The organism is Pontibacter actiniarum (assembly GCF_003585765.1).
Taxonomy (GTDB): Bacteria; Bacteroidota; Bacteroidia; order Cytophagales; family Hymenobacteraceae; genus Pontibacter; species Pontibacter actiniarum.
Genome location: NZ_CP021235.1, coordinates 3,581,285 through 3,600,899, shown reverse-complemented (window position 1 = coordinate 3,600,899; position 19,615 = coordinate 3,581,285). Strand labels below are relative to the sequence as shown.

The 19,615-nt window shown below is 50.9% G+C and carries 12 protein-coding genes; 11 read left to right on the top strand and 1 reads right to left on the bottom strand.

Annotated features, from left to right (window positions below; genetic code table 11):
* Nucleotides 1–21 precede the first annotated feature (21 nt).
* Entirely contained in the window at nucleotides 22–369 is a 348-nt protein-coding gene (locus tag CA264_RS15415) for a hypothetical protein (RefSeq protein WP_025608283.1), read from the top strand.
* Nucleotides 370–421: 52 nt separating this feature from the next.
* On the opposite strand, the gene CA264_RS15410 is transcribed toward CA264_RS15415, so the two are convergent.
* A complete protein-coding gene (locus tag CA264_RS15410; protein ID WP_025608282.1) occupies nucleotides 422–1,369 on the bottom strand; it encodes an EamA family transporter in 948 nt (315 codons plus the stop codon).
* A gap of 246 nt (nucleotides 1,370–1,615) precedes the next feature.
* Here CA264_RS15410 and CA264_RS15405 point away from each other — a divergent pair, with 246 nt between their 5' ends.
* From CA264_RS15405 to CA264_RS15355, 10 genes are all read left to right on the top strand, one after another.
* Nucleotides 1,616–4,072 (top strand): bifunctional UDP-N-acetylmuramoyl-tripeptide:D-alanyl-D-alanine ligase/alanine racemase, encoded by a 2,457-nt coding sequence (locus CA264_RS15405; RefSeq protein ID WP_025608281.1) that lies wholly within the window; start codon nucleotides 1,616–1,618, stop codon nucleotides 4,070–4,072.
* 181 nt (nucleotides 4,073–4,253) lie between these two features.
* Nucleotides 4,254–4,505: a FeoA family protein gene (locus tag CA264_RS15400; RefSeq protein ID WP_025608280.1), complete on the top strand. Its 252-nt coding sequence runs from the start codon at nucleotides 4,254–4,256 to the stop codon at nucleotides 4,503–4,505.
* Nucleotides 4,506–4,514: 9 nt separating this feature from the next.
* Nucleotides 4,515–6,668 carry a ferrous iron transport protein B gene (gene feoB / locus CA264_RS15395; RefSeq protein ID WP_025608279.1) on the top strand — a complete coding sequence of 718 codons (2,154 nt, stop codon included), beginning with the start codon at nucleotides 4,515–4,517 and terminating at the stop codon, nucleotides 6,666–6,668.
* 1,178 nt (nucleotides 6,669–7,846) lie between these two features.
* On the top strand, nucleotides 7,847–11,101 hold the full coding sequence (locus CA264_RS15385) for a SusC/RagA family TonB-linked outer membrane protein (RefSeq protein ID WP_025608277.1): 3,255 nt from the start codon (nucleotides 7,847–7,849) through the stop codon (nucleotides 11,099–11,101).
* A gap of 11 nt (nucleotides 11,102–11,112) precedes the next feature.
* A complete protein-coding gene (locus CA264_RS15380; RefSeq protein WP_025608276.1) occupies nucleotides 11,113–12,573 on the top strand; it encodes a SusD/RagB family nutrient-binding outer membrane lipoprotein in 1,461 nt (486 codons plus the stop codon).
* A gap of 22 nt (nucleotides 12,574–12,595) precedes the next feature.
* Nucleotides 12,596–13,882: a hypothetical protein gene (locus CA264_RS15375; RefSeq protein WP_025608275.1), complete on the top strand. Its 1,287-nt coding sequence runs from the start codon at nucleotides 12,596–12,598 to the stop codon at nucleotides 13,880–13,882.
* Nucleotides 13,883–14,100: 218 nt separating this feature from the next.
* On the top strand, nucleotides 14,101–16,452 hold the full coding sequence (locus CA264_RS15370; RefSeq protein ID WP_025608274.1) for a TonB-dependent receptor: 2,352 nt from the start codon (nucleotides 14,101–14,103) through the stop codon (nucleotides 16,450–16,452).
* Between the two features lie 3 nt (nucleotides 16,453–16,455).
* Nucleotides 16,456–17,490 carry a DUF4249 domain-containing protein gene (locus CA264_RS15365; protein WP_036776956.1) on the top strand — a complete coding sequence of 345 codons (1,035 nt, stop codon included), beginning with the start codon at nucleotides 16,456–16,458 and terminating at the stop codon, nucleotides 17,488–17,490.
* A gap of 24 nt (nucleotides 17,491–17,514) precedes the next feature.
* On the top strand, nucleotides 17,515–18,531 hold the full coding sequence (locus CA264_RS15360; RefSeq protein WP_025608272.1) for a DUF4249 domain-containing protein: 1,017 nt from the start codon (nucleotides 17,515–17,517) through the stop codon (nucleotides 18,529–18,531).
* A gap of 29 nt (nucleotides 18,532–18,560) precedes the next feature.
* Nucleotides 18,561–19,595, top strand: a complete 1,035-nt coding sequence (locus CA264_RS15355) for a DUF4249 domain-containing protein (protein ID WP_025608271.1) — start codon at nucleotides 18,561–18,563, stop codon at nucleotides 19,593–19,595.
* The last annotated feature ends 20 nt before the right edge of the window (nucleotides 19,596–19,615 follow it).

The window sequence follows — 19,615 nt, the reverse complement described above, 5'->3', positions numbered from 1 at the left end:
AACAACCAAGAAACGATAGACATGCATACACCACATATATTCAAAACAGGGGTGGCTGTGGCGTTTGCCGCTGTTGTGGGCTTCGGCTGCAACGGCGAGCGCCCCGCAAGCAACCCGACCGACGACACCAGTACCTCAGAGGCCATTGTTGGCGAGAGCGGAGATGCGGCTAACCTGGCCCGGCCACGCCCAGCCCCGATCGGTGATACGGCCGTAACCGGGGAGCAGGCCGACCAGTTCGGCGACATGCCCTCTAACGTGGACACCGCGGCGCGCAGGATGCACCAGCTGGACATGCAAAAGCAGCTGAAGGAAAACCCCAACCAGCGCCCGGATATTAACGCGCCGACAAACCGCGAAGATTATTAACGGATACCGTGAATAAGAAGGGCCTCACCAGCAGCAGTTGGTGAGGCCCTTCTTATTTTACAACGGCTGTAGTGCCCACAGGCGGAATCACCAAGCCGTCGCCGCCCTTGTTCCGGCTTTTGATGTGGAGGTTATAGATGATAACCGACACGAAAATGAGCAGGTAGGCTGCTATTTTGGTGCCTGTTGTGTGTTCTCCAAAGTATAAAAAGGCCATCACAAAATTCAGGATCGGGTTAATGTACATCAGGATACCGATGGTGCCGGAGGTGAGCTCTTTAAGGGCAAACAGGTTCAGGAACAGCGGCAGCACGGTAAAGCCCGCGCTCAGCAGGCCCACCTGCAGGAAAAAGTACGAATCCAGCGCAGCGCCTTCGCCGGCAAAGGAAGTATAGAACGGTCCGATAAAGGCAAAAGCCAAGAGCAGCTGCAGCTTCAGGAGCACGATCTTGTCATAGGCCTTCAGGATGCGCTGCGTGATAAGGTAAAAGGCGTAGCTCAGGGCTATCAGCAAGCTGAAGAGCAGGCTGGTAATCTCGCCGCTGCCCACCAGGGCACAGCTTAGCGCACTCAGCCCGATCGCCAGCCACTGGTTTACGCGCAGCTCCTCCTTCAGCAGCAGAAAGCCCAGCACAGCGGTGATAATAGGGCACAGCAGGTAAGAAAAAGAGCCGGTCTGAATATCAATATGGTTCACGACGTAAATAAACGTAAGCCAGTTGGTGGTGAGCAAGGCGCCGCCCAGGAAGGTGAAAAGCGCAAACAGGCGCCGCTCCCGCGTAGAGGAGGACGTTAGCTGCCTCCAGGTTGCCTGCAGCTGCTTGCGCCGGAAAAGCAGTGAAATCAGCAGGAGCAGTGCCGCCGACAGTGCCACCCGGAAGTACAGGATCTGCCCGCTGGGGTAAGCGGCCAGCGCCTTGAGCGGGAACGGTATAAAGCCCCAGATAACAAAGGCAGCCAGGCCTGCGGCGTAGTAGGGTTTGGTGTTAGTTGTTTCCATAGAAAACCGGCAAGTATAAAAGTGCGCAAAGGTACAGAAAGTAGGGGCAGGTGGGCGGCGCACGGGCGTATTTTTGTGCCGAAAAACCTTTGCGGGCCGGTTTAGCCGCAGGGGTTTGGCTGGCGCAGATCCGGCCTTTAGCTGGAGGCGGGGCAAAAGCAGCTTTTCGGCGGCTCAACGGCCCCGGCAACCCTTTATCTTTCTAACTCCTTCGCCTATCTTTGGCGCAAGAATAACTCAGAATGTATGCTCACGTTTCAGCAACTCCAATCCATCGTTCAGGGCAGGGAAGTACAATTTGTGCAGCCGCTGCCCGTCGTGCACCTGCTCACCGACAGCCGCAAGCTCTCCCAGCCGGCCGGCACGGTGTTCTTTGCCGTTCGGGGGAAATACAACGATGGGCACCAGTACCTGCCGCAGCTCTACGCGCAGGGGGTAAGGGCTTTTGTGGTGGAGCAGGGGGAGCCGGGAGAACTGGCAACGCGGTACCCGGAGGCCAACATCCTGCTGGTAGAGAGTAGCCTGGAGGCGCTGCAGCAACTGGCAGCATGGCACCGGTCGCAGTTTAGCATCCCGGTTATCGGCGTGACGGGCAGCAACGGCAAAACCATTGTAAAAGAGTGGCTGTCGCAGCTGCTGAGCCCCGATGAGCTGGTGGTGAAGAGCCCGCGCAGCTATAACTCGCAGCTGGGCGTGCCGCTGAGCGTGTGGCAGCTGCAGCCAAACCACACCCTGGCTATTTTTGAGGCGGGCATTTCGCAGCCAGGGGAAATGGAGAGGCTGCAACAAGTGATTCAGCCGACCCTCGGTGTCTTTACCAACGTTGGCAGCGCCCACGACGAAGGCTTTGCCTCCCGCGAGCAAAAAATAGCAGAGAAGCTGAAGCTGTTCCAGGGCGTGGAGCTGCTGTTTTACTGCGCCGACTATGAGCTGCTGCATCAGGCGGTACAGGCACAGGGTATAAAGTCCTTTACCTGGAGCCGCCATCAGCCGGAGGCTAACCTGTTTATCAACGCCACGACCACTGCCGGGCAAAAAACAATTGTGGTGTACACGTATCAGGGCGAGAAGCAGCGGCTGGCCATTCCGTTTACCGATGAGGCCTCGGTAGAAAACGCGCTGCACTGCCTGGCTCTGCTGCTGTACCGCCGCCTGCCTCTTTCCGAGGTGCAGGACCGCCTGGACCGCCTGCACCCGGTGGCGATGCGCCTGGAAATGAAGGAGGCCATTAACGGCTGCTACCTGATCGACGATACCTACAACAACGACCTGGCAGGCCTCGCCATCGCGCTGGACCTGCAGGCAAGCCAGCCGCAGCGGGGGCGGCGCACGCTTATTCTGTCGGATGTGCTGGAGTCGGGGTTGCCGGAGGAGCAGCTTTACGAGAAGGTGGCAGGGCTGGCACAGGCACACAAGGTGCAGCGCCTGATCGGCATCGGCCCCACTATCAGCAAGTACGCGCACCTGTTCCCGCAGGGCAGCTTTTATACTTCCACCGCTGATTTTTTGCAGGCTTTCGATGCAAGCTCTTTCCGGGGCGAGCTGATTTTGGTGAAAGGCGCCCGTGTGTTTGGCTTTGAGAAGATCGTGCAGGCGTTTCAGCAGAAGGTGCACGGCACGGTGCTGGAGGTAAACCTGGATGCGCTGGTGCACAACCTGAACTACTACCGCTCCAGAGTTGCCCCGGCTACTAAGCTGATGGTGATGGTAAAGGCGTTCGCCTACGGCAGCGGCAGCTTTGAGGTGGCCAACCTGCTGCAGTTTCACCGGGTGGACTATCTGGCTGTCGCCTACGTTGACGAAGGCGTGGCCCTGCGCGAAAACGGTATCACACTGCCTATTATGGTGATGAACCCCTCGCAGGACAGCTTCGCAAAGCTGCGGCAGTACAACCTGGAGCCCGAGATTTACTCGGTAGAGCAGCTGCAGGACTTTGTTTCCTCGCTGGAGCCGGAGGCAACGTATAAAATCCACCTGAAGCTGGATACGGGCATGCACCGCCTCGGATTTGTGCCCGAGGACTTTGAGGCGCTTTTTGAGCTGCTGCACCGTTATCCGCAGGTGCAGGTGGCCAGCACGTTCAGCCACCTTGCCGGTGCCGACGAGGCCGTCCACAACGATTTCTCGCAGCTGCAGGTTTCCCGTTTCAGAAGTATGGCGGCGGCCGTGGAGGAGCGGCTCAAGTACAAGGTGATCAAGCATATCCTGAACTCTGCCGGTATTGTGCGCTTTCCGGAGCACCAGCTGGACATGGTGCGGCTGGGCATTGGCCTGTACGGGGTAGAAGCCACAGGCTCGGAGCAGGAGGCGCTGCGGCCGGTAAGCACCCTGAAGACGACTGTATCGCAGGTGAAAAGTATAAAGCAGGGCGAAACAGTCGGCTACAGCCGCAAAGGCATCGCCAGCTCCGACAGAACCACGGCCACCATTGCCATTGGCTATGCCGACGGCTACGACCGCCGCTTCAGTAACGGGGTGGGGCAGGTGCTCATCAACGGCCACCGCTGCCCGCTCATCGGCAACGTGTGCATGGATATGTGCATGGTAGACGTAACCGGTGTTGCCGTAAAAGCCGGCGATGTAGCCATTGTGTTTGGGCCGCAGCTAACCCTGGTAGAGCTGGCCCAGAGCATCGGCACCATCCCCTACGAGCTGCTCACCAATGTCAGCACGCGGGTGAAGCGGGTGTTTTATGCCGAGTAAGCGTGCGAACGGCGGATCGGGAGAGAGGAGAAATAGGAGGGCAGGAGGAAGTGTTTCCAACTGATTGTTAATCAGCGGTATAAATCTTAAGCTGTTCTAATTCCCAATTCTTTTGCAATAAAGTTGAACACCTCGTAACTTGCAGTTGTTTATAAGCAGTCTAAATAAAAACAGGTAAGAGGTGCAGCACACGGTAGAAGAGCATAAAGGACGTAAATCAGTACGCGACCTGAAAATAGGAGAACAAGGCGTAATTTGCTGCCTCCAGGACCCGGAAATGGGCCTGAAGCTGCTTGAGATGGGGTGTATCCCCGGTACCGAGGTGAAGATGAACAGCCGTGCCCCGTTCGGCGACCCGATCACCATCATTGTGAACAACTACACCCTTTCGCTGCGCTTAGACGAAGCCGAGACCATTTTACTCAAGCAGTAAGTTTTTTTCATGACTGTAGCTACCCAACCAGAAATAAAGCAGCCCAAGAGCCCCTCTGCCAGCAAAGCAGTGGCTAAGATTGCCCTTATCGGTAATCCGAACTCGGGCAAGACCTCGCTCTTTAACCAGCTTACCGGCCTTAACCAGAAGGTGGGCAATTTCCCGGGGGTTACAGTTGATAAAAAGACCGGCTACAGCCAGCTCACCTCGCACCTGCGGGCGGAGATTATTGACCTGCCGGGCACTTACAGCCTTTATCCAAAGTCGCTGGATGAGCGCGTGATTACGGACCTGCTCTACGACCCGGCCTCCAAGCACTTTCCCGATCTTGTTATTGTTACCGCCGATGCCTCGAACCTGAAGCGCAACCTGCTGCTGTTTACCCAGCTGGCCGACCTGCAGTTGCCGGCGGTGCTGGCCCTGAACATGGTGGACGTGGCTGAGCAGGAGGGGGTGAAGATAGACGTGGACGCCCTGCAGCGAGAGCTGGGCGTGCCGGTGATCCCGATGAACGCCCGCAAGGGCATAGGCGTGGCCGCGCTTAAGATCGTGATGACGCAGCAGCTGGAGCCAAACAGAAATACTTTCTACGAAATACCGGCAGAGCTGAAGGCGCTGCTGGCAAGTGTAAAAGAGCGCTTCTCGCTCAGCACCGATTACCTGGCCCTGCAGTTCGCCCATCAGTACAAAGGCCTGAAGTTTCTGGCTGATGAGGATGTGGCATGGCTGAATGACCAGCTGGAGTCGGTTGGCTTTAAGTCGAACGCGCAGCAGGCAAACGAAACCATTGCCCGCTACACCCGCATCAACGAGCTCCTGCTGGACGCCGTGCGCGTGGAGAAGGTGGATAAGGATGAGAAGTTCAGCAACCGCCTGGACCAGGTGCTGACGCATAAGGTTTTCGGCTACCTCATTTTCTTTACGATACTCTTCCTCATCTTCCAGGCCATCTTCGCCTGGGCCAGCTACCCAATGGACCTGATTGACCAGGGGGTGGCGGGGCTTAACGGTCTGATACAGGATAACTTTGACGGCCCGCTGGTGGACCTGCTGACAGAGGGCGTCATCGCCGGCTTGGGAGGCATACTGGTGTTTGTGCCGCAGATTGCCATTCTCTTTGCCTTTATTGCCATTCTGGAGGAAACGGGTTACATGGCCCGGGTAACTTTTATGATGGACAAGATCATGCGCAAGTTCGGCCTCAACGGTAAGAGCGTGGTGCCCCTGATCTCTGGGGTTGCCTGCGCTGTGCCGGCGGTTATGTCGGCCCGGACGATTGAGAACTGGAAAGACCGTATGATCACCATCTTCGTGACGCCGCTCATGAGTTGCTCTGCCCGTATCCCTGTTTATACGGTGCTGATCGCGCTGGTGGTGCCGGAGACCTACTACCTGGGTTTTCTGAACCTGCAGGGGCTGGTGCTGATGGGGCTGTACCTGCTCGGCTTCCTGGCGGCCATACTTTCAGCGCTGCTGCTGAAGACCATCCTGAAGGCCCGTGAGCGCAGCTACTTTATCATGGAGTTCCCCACCTACAAAATGCCGCGCTGGAAAAACGTGGGGATAACTATTGTGGAGAAGTCGAAGGCGTTCGTGTTTGAGGCCGGGAAAGTGATCGTGGCCATTTCCATTATACTTTGGGTGCTGGCGTCCTATGGCCCGGGCAACAGCTTTGAAGAGGCCCGGCAAGAAGCCCTCCTGGAGGCGCAGGCCAAAAACCTAACCGAAGCGCAGACAGAAAATAAGATCGCCTCTTATCAGCTCGAGTCCTCCTACGCCGGTATTATCGGCCGCTCCATTGAGCCGGTTATCCGGCCGTTGGGTTACGACTGGAAGATTGGCATTGCGCTGCTTACCTCCTTTGCCGCTCGTGAAGTGTTTGTCGGCACCATCTCCACTATCTATAGTATAGGGGAGGAGGAGAACGTGAGCACGATCAAAGAAAAGCTGATGTCGGAGAAAGACGAGAACGGGGATCCGTTTTTTACGCCTGCCCGCAGTTTCTCCCTTATGGTGTTTTACCTCTTCGCCATGCAGTGCGTGAGTACCCTTGCCATTGTGCGCCGCGAAACCAAAAGCTGGACCTGGCCGCTGGCACAGCTGCTGTACATGAGCGGTTTGGCCTATGTAATGGCGTTTATCACCTTCCATTTGTTTAGTTAAAGAACTTTACTCCTCTGAGAAGCTTGGCTTGCTATAGCCGAGAAGCCTCGAGCGTTAAGCCTGTTCGTTTCCCAGCCAGAGGAGTTAGCTTCCTTTGCCAGCCGTCCCCGAGCCAAGAATGGTTCGGGGACGGCTGTTTTTGTTTATACTTCATCTATGCTTTCGGCTCAAGAACCAGAGTGGGTATTCTCATCTTTGCCTGAAAGCATAACCTGTTACTTTGCCTTCCTCTGCTGGTGTAGGGACGTGATGCTTTAGCGAGCTGCTGGCATGCTACTGCGCCTGTGTTGCTGCGGCTATGCGGGCTAAGCGTGCGCCCGATGTTACATAGTTCTTCTGGAGCCACTGTTCAAGGTGCAGAAAGCCTTTTCTGTTTAGCCTTTCCTCCGCATAAAGCATTCTGATACAAGCTTACCGGGCGCTGCACACATGCAGCAGTAGTAAAACAAATGAAGCAGTGCCATGTGCTTTCAAACTCACTCTTCGCCGTGCTTACCTGGTATGACAGCAGCTACGGAGAAATTAGTTGCATTTAAATAGTAGTATTAGATATAAAAAAAATTATGTTTAAGGCGCTGTTACCACTTAAGTGGTTCACCTCTATCAACGGTAGCAGCAAGAGCGATAAGAGTAGACGCGACTAAAGTGATGCTGTTTAAACAGGAATTTTTTAGCATGCTGTAAGGTGTTGATGTTTAGGTGGTTGCTTTCAAAGGTTGATGCTATTGCTCTGTATAGTGTTTAAATTAGACCTATAATGTTTTGTTAATATGATACGATTTTAATATACTTGAACTATCTCACCTTAAACAAACAACTTATGAAGAAAGATTTACTACTTAAAGAAGTGCCTTTAAGGCATTGTTCCCACCCCCCCTCCCTAAATTTTATTGTAGCATAATTGCTTGTGGGCCACCTGGCCTGCATAAGTAGGCTCTAGAAACAGATACTGCAAATATGCCAGTTTCTGCTCTTGTGCCTTTGTCAGTTTTATCTTCTTAGTGCCATTTGCCAATAAGCGACAAATGGTAATATGGGAGAGTACTGTCCTATTATGCCCTGCACACATCATATTTTAGATGTGTATGCTGTATTTGAACCTCCACCCAAGGTTATATTATACCTTGTAATATGTCGCAATTTTTAACCTTAAACACTCACTTTAAACTAACATCACAATGAAGAAAATTCTATTCTTGTGTCTCTTGCTTGTGACCGCCCTGCTGGATCAGGCCATGGCACAGGTGAGGGCAATTACCGGAAAGGTAGTAGATGCGGCGACCAGCCAGCCGTTACCTGGAGTTACGGTGCTCGTAAAGGGTACGACTGTAGGTACTGCAACGGGTGCTGATGGGGGATACTCTATCAACGTGCCTGAAGGCGGTAAAACTCTGGTATTTAGCTTTATAGGCTATCAAACAACTGAAAAAGCAATTGGAAACGCTTCTACAGTAAACGTAAGCCTGCCTGTAAACTCTGAGCAGCTAAAAGAAGTGGTGGTAACTGCTTTGGGTATCGAGAAGACTAAAAACGAGCTGTCTTTCGCTGCTACATCTATCAATGGGGATGAGGTGTCGGAAACTAGACAGGCAAACTTTACTAACGCACTTTCAGGTAAAGTTTCTGGTGTCCAGATTCAGCAGAACAACAACCTTGGTGGTTCTACTAACGTGATTATTCGTGGTAATAAATCAGTTAGCGGTAACAACCAGGCACTGTTCGTGATAGATGGCGTGCCGGTGGACAACTCTACCAACAACACTTCTAGCCAAGCTATAGGCCGTGGCGGTTATGACTATGGAAATGCCGCAGCGGACATCAACCCGGACAACATCGCTTCCATGACTGTTCTTAAAGGAGCTGCAGCTACTGCTCTGTACGGCTCCCGTGCTGCCAATGGTGTTGTGATGATCACAACTAAAAAGGGTAGCAAGAATAAAGGTATAGGCGTAACTGTGAACACTGGCGCTAACTGGGGCTTTATTGACAAGAGCACGTATACTAGATATCAGAAGAACTATGGTTCCGGCTATCCTGGGTCTACCTATAACGAAAAAGGGGTAGAGGAGCAGGATCCGCGTTTCTGGAACATCGATATTGACGGAGACGGAGATCTTGAACTGGTAGTGCCAACTACAGAAGACGCATCAGGAGGTGCTGCGTTTAACCCTAACCTGCTGGTTTACCAGTGGAACGCGTTTGACCCTACCTCTCCTTTCTACATGACGCCAACCCCGTGGGTGGCCGCCGCAAACGACCCAACTACTTTCTACGAAGATGCTTATGGCACATCGCACAGCATTGCAATAGACGGTGGTAACGATCAGGGATCATTTAGAGTAAGCTATGGCAGAAACAGCAACGATGGTATCCTGCCGAACAGTAATATCACGAAGAACTTCCTGAACCTTTCAGCTAGCTATGACCTGGTAGAGAAACTGACTGCTTCTGCCTCCATCAACTTTACGGATGTAGATGGCTTAGGTCGATTTGGTACAGGATACAGTGGCCTGAACCCGAACCAGAGCTTCAGACAGTGGTGGCCGGTAAACGTGGACATCAAGCAACTGGAGGATGCTTATTTCAGAACTGGCCAGAACATGTCTTGGAACAGAACTGCCTGGGATGATCCTACCCCAATTTATACAGACAACCCGTACTGGACTCGCTACGAGAACTACAACAACGATAACAGAAAGCGTTACTTAGGCAAAGTGCAGTTAGATTACAAGGTAACTGATTGGTTGAGCATCATGGGTAGAGCCGCCTTGGATACCTACAATGAGATGCGTGAAGAGCGTGTAGCAGTTGGTTCTAATGAGGTAGCAAGCTACACAAGGTACAACGGCAGGTTCAGCGAGACGAACTTTGACCTGATGGCGAACGTGAACAAAGACCTGAATGAGGACTTTAGCCTGAGCGGTACCATCGGAACAAACCTGCGCGACACAAAGCTGTCTACTATTCGCGCCACAACTAACGGTGGTTTGGTTATCCCTAAACTGTATTCTCTGTCGAACTCAGCGAGCCCTATACTTGCTCCGGTTGAGGTTGAGACAAGACAGCGTGTGAACGGATACTTTGCTAGCGCAACTTTAGGCTACAAAGAGCTTGCGTTCTTGGATCTGGCATCAAGAGTAGACCAGTCTTCTACGTTGCCAACAGATAACAACACATACTTCTACCCTTCAATTTCAGGTAGCTTTGTGTTTTCAGAGCTCTTCGAACCAACCTACGGGTTTACCTATGGTAAAATAAGAGCTAACTACGCTGAAGTAGGAAACATGGCCCAGCCATTGAGTGTGTACACCACGTATTCTTTGATCGCACCGTATGGCTCACAGCCACTAGCTTCTGTAAACAGCACTAGAAATAACCCTGACCTGGAGCCGGAGCGCACAAAAAGCTGGGAGATAGGTATCGAAACAACTTTCTTGGATGCTCGCGCAGGCTTAGACGTAACGTACTACAACGCAAGCAGCGTCGATCAAATTCTTCGTACAGAGGTATCCAGAGCAACAGGCCTTAGCTACAAGTGGATTAACGGTGGCGAGGTTGTGAACAAGGGCTTTGAAGTAGCTGCTTTTGGTACTCCGGTGAAAACCGACGACTTCTCCTGGACTATAAATGCTAACTGGACAAGAAACAGAAGTGAAGTTGTAGACTTAGGACCTGTTGATAACTATACCATTGCTTCTTTCCAAGGAGGTGTGACGCTGAATGCGCACGTGGGCGAGCCGTTTGGTACCATCAAAGGACCAGGCTTTGTTTACAATGACATGGGCCAGAAAGTGGTAAGCTCAAGAGGATATTACCGCTCAAACGGAGACGCCAATACTACTATCGGTGATATTAACCCGGACTGGATCGGCGGTGTGAATAACACATTGAAGTATAAAGGCGTATCACTCGGCTTCTTAATTGATGTGAAGCAGGGAGGCGATGTGTTCTCTCTTGACCAGAGCTATGGCCTGTACACAGGTGTTCCTGAGTCTACTTCATTCCTCAACGACCTGGGCAACCCGGTTAGAAACCCTATCAGCCAAGGTGGTGGAGTTATACTTGACGGTGTTAAAAACGTAGGCACTGCCGAAAACCCAGAGTATGTGAAGAATGATATCAGAGTGAACCCGCTTCTTGGTTTGGGATATGCTACTATGCCTGCAGAAGGGTTTGTGTATGATGCGAGCTATGTGAAGTTGAGAGAGGTTACACTGGGCTACAGCCTGCCGGAATCTGTTGTATCTAAACTAAAAGTGTTCCAGGGGATAGACCTGTCCGTGTACGGCAGAAACCTGTGGATTATCCACAAGAACACGCCATACTCTGACCCTGAAGAAGGCTTGGCCGCAGGCACCCTTTCTTTAGGATATCAAAGTGGTGCTTATCCTACAACTAGGAATGTTGGTTTTAACATCAGAGCAAGATTTTAATTTTGATTAACATGAAAAAGATATTTTTATTTCTAATGCTGGCATTCACAGTGGGTGCCTGTACGGATGACTTTGAGGACGATCTGATTGACACGAAGAACCCAACGGTGGTACCGGCAACAGCACTCTTCTCAAATGCCCAGCGTAATTTGGTTGACCAAATGACGACTCCGAATGTGAACTCGGGTATCTTCAGACTACTGTCGCAACAGTGGGCGAATACTACCTATCCAGAGGAGAGCCGCTACGACTTAGTAAACAGAAGTATCCCACAGAACTTCTGGTTCACGTTGTACCGCGATGTGTTGATGGACCTAAGGGAAGCAAAAATTATCATCACTGCGGATGAAACGTTCCAGGATGCTAACCAGAAAGCTAACCAGCTGGCCATCACTGAGATCATGGAAGTTTATACGTGGCAGATTTTAGTGGATACATACGGTGATATCCCTTACACTGAAGCGTTGGATCCTGATAATGTGTATCCGGCTTATGATGATGCCGCTGAAATCTACGATGACTTGTTTACAAGACTGGACGCAGCGTTGGCAACCCTTAATGCTGGTGAAGGTTCTGCAAGCTTTGGCGGTGCTGACTTGATCTATAACGGCAATGTATCGAAGTGGATCAAGTTTGGTAACTCTCTAAAGCTGAAGATGGCTGTTACTATTGCTGATGTAGAGGAGTCACAGGCTAAAGCTGCTGCTGAAGCAGCAGCTCCACATGTGTTTACGTCAATAAGCGACAATGCAGCCTTCGCATATACTCCTGCTACACCAAACGTTAACCCTATCTGGTCTAACCTGGTGCAGAGCAAGCGAAACGACTTCGTGGCAGCCAACACAATCATTGATATCATGAATGAGTTGAACGACCCTCGCCGAGATCCTTACTTTACTGAGGTAGAGAAAGGTGGTTATGTAGGCGGTACATACGGTGACTACAATACTTACTCTGTATTCTCGCATGTAGACCCAGTAATTACAGCTCCTGACTTCGAAGCTTTGCTTATGAGCTATTCAGAAGTTGAGTTTTATCTGGCAGAGGCAGCAGCAAGAAACTTCGATGTAAGTGGTTCTGCTGAGAGCCACTACAATGCAGGTATCAGAGCCTCTATGCGTTATTGGGGTGTGCCTCAGGCCGAAATCAATGCTTACTTAGCGCAGCCTGATGTTAACTATACTTCGGCGCTGGCTGCTGCAGATGGTGGCTGGAGAGAAGTGATAGGCCTACAGGAATGGATCGCATTCTATAACCGTGGCTGGGAAGCATGGACAACATTTAGAAGATTAGATTACCCTCAGCTACAGGCACCGGCAGCAGAGTTCAACCCTGAGTTTGATGTCGTGCCGACTCGTTACACTTACCCTGAAACGGAGGCCGTGCTAAACAGAGAGAACTATCAATCTGTAGCCAATGAGATTGAAGGTGGTGATGTCGCCACAAGCAGAGTTTTCTGGGATGTAGACTAATCGAATTTAAACAAGAAGAAAAATGAAAAATAAGTTATCATTATTACTGCTGTCACTCCTCACTGTCTTTATGTTTACAGGCTGCGAGGATGAAGAAGAGCCTTTCGGATCCCCTTATGACTTGATGATAGTTGGGCGTAGTGAGGTCGTGCCTGAAACTACGCACGACTACACGCTTGGCAACATCACCAACCCTGAGTCTTACAACTGGACTGTTTCTGGTCCTGCCGAAATTGTTGGAGCTAGCAATGGCGCAACTGTAACGGTAAAGTTCGGTGAGGTTGGAGACGTAACGATCAGTGTGAGCAACGGCGTTGACTCAGGAACTAAGAGTGTAACGGTAGCCGAAACAGAGGCTTCTGTTACGGCAAGGCTGCGAGGTGGCAGCGGAGTATTGAGAAACGGTGAGTCTGATACTGTTTTCTTTGAATTTGATGCTCCGGTAAGCGAAATCGGGGACTTTGGTTTCAATACGGAAGACTCAACAGCCTTCAACAGAGGTGCAAAGCCATTCGTGTCCGGCTCTCTAGGAGATTTAGTACGCATAGATGCACGTCACTACTATGCCATCTATACAGCAGGTACAGGAAATGGTACCCCAGAAGCAAAGTTCGAGAATATCACTTCTACTGCCGAGTACGGTTCTGTGAACATTGACAGTGCGTACGTACAGCTCTACAGAGTAGACAACATTGCCCCAGTTGCTGACCTTACTTATTCAGCAGACTATGTTAAAGCGGGTAATACTGTTACTGCCACTGTAACCTTTAGCGAGGAAGTGATGCCGGTCAATCCGAATGATACTCTGATGTTCGCAACCTTCTCAGGTGTAGGTATATCAGGAAGAGACACGCTGATGGCAACTAACAACCCGCGTGTGTATACTTTTGACTACACAGCAGATGAGGCAGGAAGCGGCCCGGTACAGATAAGACTAGATGGTATTGTGGACTTTGCAGGAAACGAGCTGGCCGGACGTAACAACGCTAACAAGCTGGTTGTTGATAATGCCAATCCGACAGTAATGGGTACTGCAGTAGACAGCGGAAGCGGAGCCACTATCACCATTGTGTCAACCGAACCGGGTACTGGTATGTACCTCATCCTCGAAGAGGGCAAAGCTGCGCCGACTACACCGAAAGATTTTATGGACGCGAAAGGGATTCTACGCAGCGTACAACTCTCGGGAGCAAATTCAGCAACTGTAACGCAAGCGCTAGCCGAAGGTAACTATACCGTGTACTTTATGGCTATGGATAGAGCTGGTAACTACAGTGATATCGAGAGCGGCGCTTTGACGATGGATTAACTTTAGATTAGATTGAAAAGTAGAATAAGAGTACTAGGTAGTAGTCTTCTTCATTAGACAAAGGCTCTCGGTTTCCGAGAGCCTTTTCTTTTTAGTAGCCTGATGTATACACGCTGACAATTATGTGGTTTAGTTGCATAAAACATGCTAAAAATTAGAACAAACTCAGTGAAAATGCTATATTGTATGTTGTAAGTTTAATCTGCTTCTTTCAGCCAATGTATAGAACAATTCTACTAACCTCACTAATAGTAACATTGATAAGTGTATCCGTCTGTAGGGCGCAAAGTCAAACTTATCAGTTATCAGGCAGCGTCTCGAATCAGTCAGGAACACCTTTGATAGGAGCCTATGTGTTGATAAACCCCGGAAATAAAACGGTGGCTGCCGATGAGAATGGGCGCTTTAGTGTGCAACTCCCCGAAGGGACTTATGTGGTGGAATGCCAGTACCTGGGCATGGTCGCACTCTCAACGGAAGTAGAACTGAAGAAGAATACAACCCTGAGGCTTAAGCTTAAAGATAAAGACATGAGCTTAAAGCAGGTAGAGGTTACGGCGAAAAGCTCTTTTGACGTAAACTCAACCAATATGGGCAGCACATATATGGATGTAAAGCTACTTACTAAAATGCCTGCCCTGTTAGGCGAAGTAGATGTGATTAGATCCGTTTCCAGCTTGCCTGGCGTGGTTAGTGCTGGCGAGGGAACAGCGGGTTTCTATGTGCGGGGAGGTAGTGCTGACCAGAATCTAGTACTATTAGATGATGTTCCTGTTTTCAACTCATCGCACCTCTTCGGTTTCTTCTCCATATACAACCCTGATATATTGGATAGCTATACCTTGCACCGGAGCGGCATCTCGGCCCAGTACGGTAGCCGTATTTCTTCCATCCTGGATGTGAGGATGAAAGATGGGGAAAGTGACAAAATGCACTACCAGGCTGGGGTATCTCCGGTATCAGCTAAGTTTAGTGTGTATGGTCCTTTAACGCCCAAGCTATCCATAGTGCTTGCAGGGCGGGCTGCCTATCCTTCCTACCTCCTTAAAATGTTCAAAAGTGAGAATATTAAGAAGAGCGCGGCACACTTTTACGATGCAAACCTAAAGCTTCACTATAAAATTGACGCTAACAACAGCCTGGAGTTTTCTTCTTACTATAGTGAAGACGGGTTTAAGTTTCCATACGACACAACCTATCATTGGTCTAACAAGCTAGGGAGCCTGAAGTGGAACCATGTGTACAGCCAAAATCTTAGCAGCACAGTAACTGTAGCCAAAAGCATTTACGACAACAATGTAGAGGGCATAGCCATTGGAGAAGAGTTTAACCTGAACTCAGGAATAGATTTTACACAAGCCAAAGTAGACTGGGGCTACTTCGGGATAAGTAAGCACACGATAGACTTTGGAGGCGGTGTCGCAGAATATGTAATACAGCCGGGAAAGCTGGAGCCATATGGTACCTCCAGCCTCAACCCAAGGACACTGGAGAAAGATAAGGGAATAGAGTTGCACGGGTATGTGAACGATGAAATAGAGCTCAGCGAAAGAGTATCGGTATCGTTAGGAGTGAGGTACTCCTACTTTCTAAAGCAAGGGCCGAGTGATGTATACCTGTACGAAGGCGGAAAGCCCAGGAGTGAAACATCTATCATAGATACACTGGCCTATGCAGATGGGGAAAACGTGCAAACATACCAGGGAGTGGAGCCTCGGGCGGCAATAAAATACTCCCTCAACGACAACAGCTCGCTAAAAGCGAGCTACAGCCGGATGAGGCAGTACATACAATTAGTATCCAACACGGCGGCCATTACGCCTGTAGACGTGTGGAAACTCTCAAACAACTATCTAGAGCCTCAGATAGCAGACCAGTGGTCCATAGGATATGTCAGGGTAGAGCCCAATAACATGTATGAGTTTAGCTGGGAAGTGTACTATAAACGTTTAACGAACCAGGTAGACTATAAAGATGGGGCAGTGCTTCTACTCAATCCTACGCTGGAGGCAGACTTACTGTCTGGCAAAGGAGTAGCTTACGGCTCAGAATGGATGCTGAAAAAGAATACCGGTCTCTTAAGTGGCTGGGTGAGCCTTACCTACTCCCGGTCTAAGCGCTTGATCCAGGGGGCTACCCCCCAGGAAACCATCAATAACGGCGAGTACTACCCTTCTAATTATGATCGCCCTCTGAACCTGAACATATTTACCAACTACCAGCTTCATCCTAAATTGACGCTGTCTGGCAACTTTACCTACACATCAGGCAGGCCTATGGCCGCATCTGATTCCTGGTACAGATACTATGGCCAAGTGTTCGCCAACTATACGGGGCGCAACCAGGAGCGCATGCCAGACTACCACAGGTTGGATGTATCGCTCAACTATGACTTTAACGAGGGGGCGAAGGTAGAGTACACCGGGAGTCTTTCTATATATAACTTGTATGGGAGGAAAAATGCCTATTCCACCTTCTTTCGACATTACTACGGAGCCCCTCCTGGCGCTTACAAGTTAGCAATCATAGGTGCGCCTATTCCTTCTGTTAACCTCAACGTGAAGTTCTAATACATGCGGATTCGAAAGTTATTCATGCTTGCGCTGCTTCTCTTTACGAGTTGCATCGACCCTTTGGACTTCCGGGGCGGGGACCAGCGGGAGCACCTGGTGGTGGAGGGCAGTTTCACGAATGAGCCAGGTTTGAACTACGTGCGCCTGAGCTACTCCAAACCCTATGATGACCCCTACAACCGCTTTGTGCATGATGCAGAGGTCTTTGTTACCAGCAGCGAACGTGAGCGTTATTACTTTAATAATGCGGAAGGAAGTGGCTACTATTACCCGGGGGCGCCTGAGGAGTCGTTTGGCACCGTAGGTCACACTTATACCCTTACTATCAAGCTGAACGGGAGAACCTACCAGTCTGAGCCTGCTTTGTTAAACCAGCCTGTGCCTATAGACACCGTTTATTTTGAGATGGAAGAGCGGGAGTATCCTTTCCCTGGCTACCTAAAGGAGGAAATACGACCTGGGTACAGGTTCTTGGTAGATTACCACGATCCAGCAGGGGATAAAAATTACCTTCGATGGACTTTCTTAAGCCTTTACCAGGTACGCACTCAGCCGCAAGATTATATAACGCCTAGTGGCGAAAAGCAGCCTAAATCGTGCTGTGTACAGTGCTATGTAACGGAAAGCCTGGCAAATTTTAAAGTAACGAATGACAGACTCACGGATGGGCAGCAGGTGATTAACCAGGAGGTGCTTTTTATACCTTTTGAGCGGTATCTGGATATGAAGCACAAGCTTACGGTGTACCAGCATTCACTCACAGAGGAGGCGTATGAATTCTTTCGCATCATGGAGGAGCAGAAGCAGAGCACCGGCACCGTGTTTGACCCGCCGCCTGCCCAAGTGCAGGGCAACCTGTATAATGTAAATGATGAGGACGAGCAGGTGATCGGCTTCTTCGACGTGTCAGGAGTCAGCAAAAAGCAGATTACCATTCTGCGGAAGGACATAGACTATCCGGTGCCTTACTACCATTATGCTGATGACTGCCGCACGCTCCCGGGTGCCACTACCGAAAAGCCTGCTGATTGGTAATTTGTTTTTATTAGACGTCAGCTTATGCCAAAGAACATACTTGTACTTGTGCTGCTTCTCTTTACGAGCTGCATCGACCCTTTGGACTTCAGGAGCAGTGAGCAGGGGGAGCACCTGGTGGTGGAGGGCAGCTTCACCAATGATCCGGAGCAGAACTACGTGCGCCTGAGCTACTCCCGGCCCTACGCCGACCCCTACACCCAGTTTGTGCTGGACGCGGAGGTGTACGTGACCAGCGCCGAGGGAGAGCACTACCGCTTCGCCAACGACGGCGACGACGGCAACTACTTCCCGGTGCAACCGCTGGAGGCGGCCGGGGTGGTGGGCCATACTTACACGCTGCACATCGAGGTGAACGGTAAAGCCTATGAGTCTGGCCCCATCACGCTGAAAAAGCCGGTGCCCATCGACTCGGTGCGTTTTGAGGTGGATGAGCAGGTCTACTCCTTCCCGGGCTACAAAGAGCGGAAGGTGTGGCCTGGCTACAGCGTGCAGGTAGGTTACCAGGACCCGGCCGACGAGAAGAATTTCCTCCGCTGGACGTTCTCCAGCCAATACGAAGTGTCTACGCAGCCTAGAAACGCACAGCCTGAACCAAAAGACTGCTGCTCGCGATGTTTCTTCAATGAGGTGCCTCGACCATTCCATACCGTCGACGACCGCTTAACAGATGGACAACAGGTAACAAACCAGGAAGTGTTTTTCATCCCCTTTGAAAGGTACCTAGGAGTTAAGTATAAATTAGATATTTACCAGTACGCTATTTCGGAGGAGGCGTATGAGTTCTTCCGCATCATGGAGGAGCAGAAGCAGGGGACAGGCACCGTGTTTGACCCGCCGCCTGCCCAGGTGACGGGCAATCTGTATAATGTAAATGATGAGGACGAGCAGGTGATCGGCTTCTTTGACGTGTCAGGAGTCAGCAAAAGGCAGGTGGTTATCAAGAAGGAAGATATTAAATACCCTTTCATGCCGTATGAAATGCCAAACGACTGTCGGGAAATGGATGGTGCTTTCACGGAAATACCGGAGGGATGGTGATCCCAGTATAAACATTACACCTGAAGCTTATGAAATCCGGCTTTTATATGCTTGTGCTTTTATTGATGGTCAGCTGCATCGACCCTTTGGACTTCAGGAGCAGTGAGCAGGGGGAGCACCTGGTGGTGGAGGGCAGCTTCACCAATGATCCGAGCCTAAACTACGTGCGCCTGAGCTACTCCAAACCCTACGCCGACCCCTACACCCAGTTTGTGCTGGACGCGGAGGTGTACGTGACCAGCGCCGAGGGGGAGCGCTACCGCTTCGCCAACGACGGCGACGACGGCAACTACTTCCCGGTGCAACCGCTGGAGGCGGCCGGGGTGGTGGGCCATACTTACACGCTGCACATCGAGGTGAACGGTAAAGCCTATGAGTCTAGCCCCATCACGCTGAAAAAGCCGGTGCCCATCGACTCGGTGCGTTTTGAGGTGGATGAGCAGGTCTACTCCTTCCCGGGCTACAAAGAGCGGAAGGTGTGGCCTGGCTACAGCGTGCAGGTAGGTTACCAGGACCCGGCCGACGAGAAGAACTTCCTCCGCTGGACGTTCTCCAGCCAATACGAAGTGTCCACACAACCTCGTGATTACCTTGACAGCCTTACCGGCCTACCCAAGCCGAAAGACTGCTGTGCGCGCTGCTTCTTAACAGAGCGGCTAAATAAGTTTAAAGTAGTTACAGACCGCTTAACAAATGGCCAGCAGGTAATTAACCAAGAGGTACTTTTTATCCCTTTCTACAGGTACCTGAGCAAAAAGCATAAGCTCACGGTGTACCAGCATACTATTACAGAGGAGGCCTACGAGTTCTTTCGGATTATGGAGCAACAGAAGGAAGCCACTGGCACCGTGTTTGATCCGCCGCCTGCCGAAGTGCATGGAAACGTGTATAACGTAAACGATGAAGACGAGCAGGTGGTCGGCTACTTTGACGCCTCCACGGTTAGTAAGCAGGAGATAACTATCCTTTCGGAAGAGATAGACTACCCTGTGCCGGAGTTTCGCTGGCCAGACGACTGCCGTGCACTTCCGGGCGCTACTACTGAAATACCGAAGGACTGGTAGTCTCAGTTATTAATTACACC

Excerpts from the sequence above, each read along its gene's own strand:
- CA264_RS15415 (WP_025608283.1), top strand. The coding sequence starts at position 22 with ATGCATACACCACATATATTCAAAACAGGGGTGGCTGTGGCGTTTGCC.
- CA264_RS15410 (WP_025608282.1), bottom strand. The coding sequence starts at position 1,369 with ATGGAAACAACTAACACCAAACCCTACTACGCCGCAGGCCTGGCTGCC.
- CA264_RS15405 (WP_025608281.1), top strand. The coding sequence starts at position 1,616 with ATGCTCACGTTTCAGCAACTCCAATCCATCGTTCAGGGCAGGGAAGTA.
- feoB (WP_025608279.1), top strand. The coding sequence starts at position 4,515 with ATGACTGTAGCTACCCAACCAGAAATAAAGCAGCCCAAGAGCCCCTCT.
- CA264_RS15385 (WP_025608277.1), top strand. The coding sequence starts at position 7,847 with ATGAAGAAAATTCTATTCTTGTGTCTCTTGCTTGTGACCGCCCTGCTG.
- CA264_RS15380 (WP_025608276.1), top strand. The coding sequence starts at position 11,113 with ATGAAAAAGATATTTTTATTTCTAATGCTGGCATTCACAGTGGGTGCC.
- CA264_RS15375 (WP_025608275.1), top strand. The coding sequence starts at position 12,596 with ATGAAAAATAAGTTATCATTATTACTGCTGTCACTCCTCACTGTCTTT.
- CA264_RS15370 (WP_025608274.1), top strand. The coding sequence starts at position 14,101 with ATGTATAGAACAATTCTACTAACCTCACTAATAGTAACATTGATAAGT.
- CA264_RS15365 (WP_036776956.1), top strand. The coding sequence starts at position 16,456 with ATGCGGATTCGAAAGTTATTCATGCTTGCGCTGCTTCTCTTTACGAGT.
- CA264_RS15360 (WP_025608272.1), top strand. The coding sequence starts at position 17,515 with ATGCCAAAGAACATACTTGTACTTGTGCTGCTTCTCTTTACGAGCTGC.
- CA264_RS15355 (WP_025608271.1), top strand. The coding sequence starts at position 18,561 with ATGAAATCCGGCTTTTATATGCTTGTGCTTTTATTGATGGTCAGCTGC.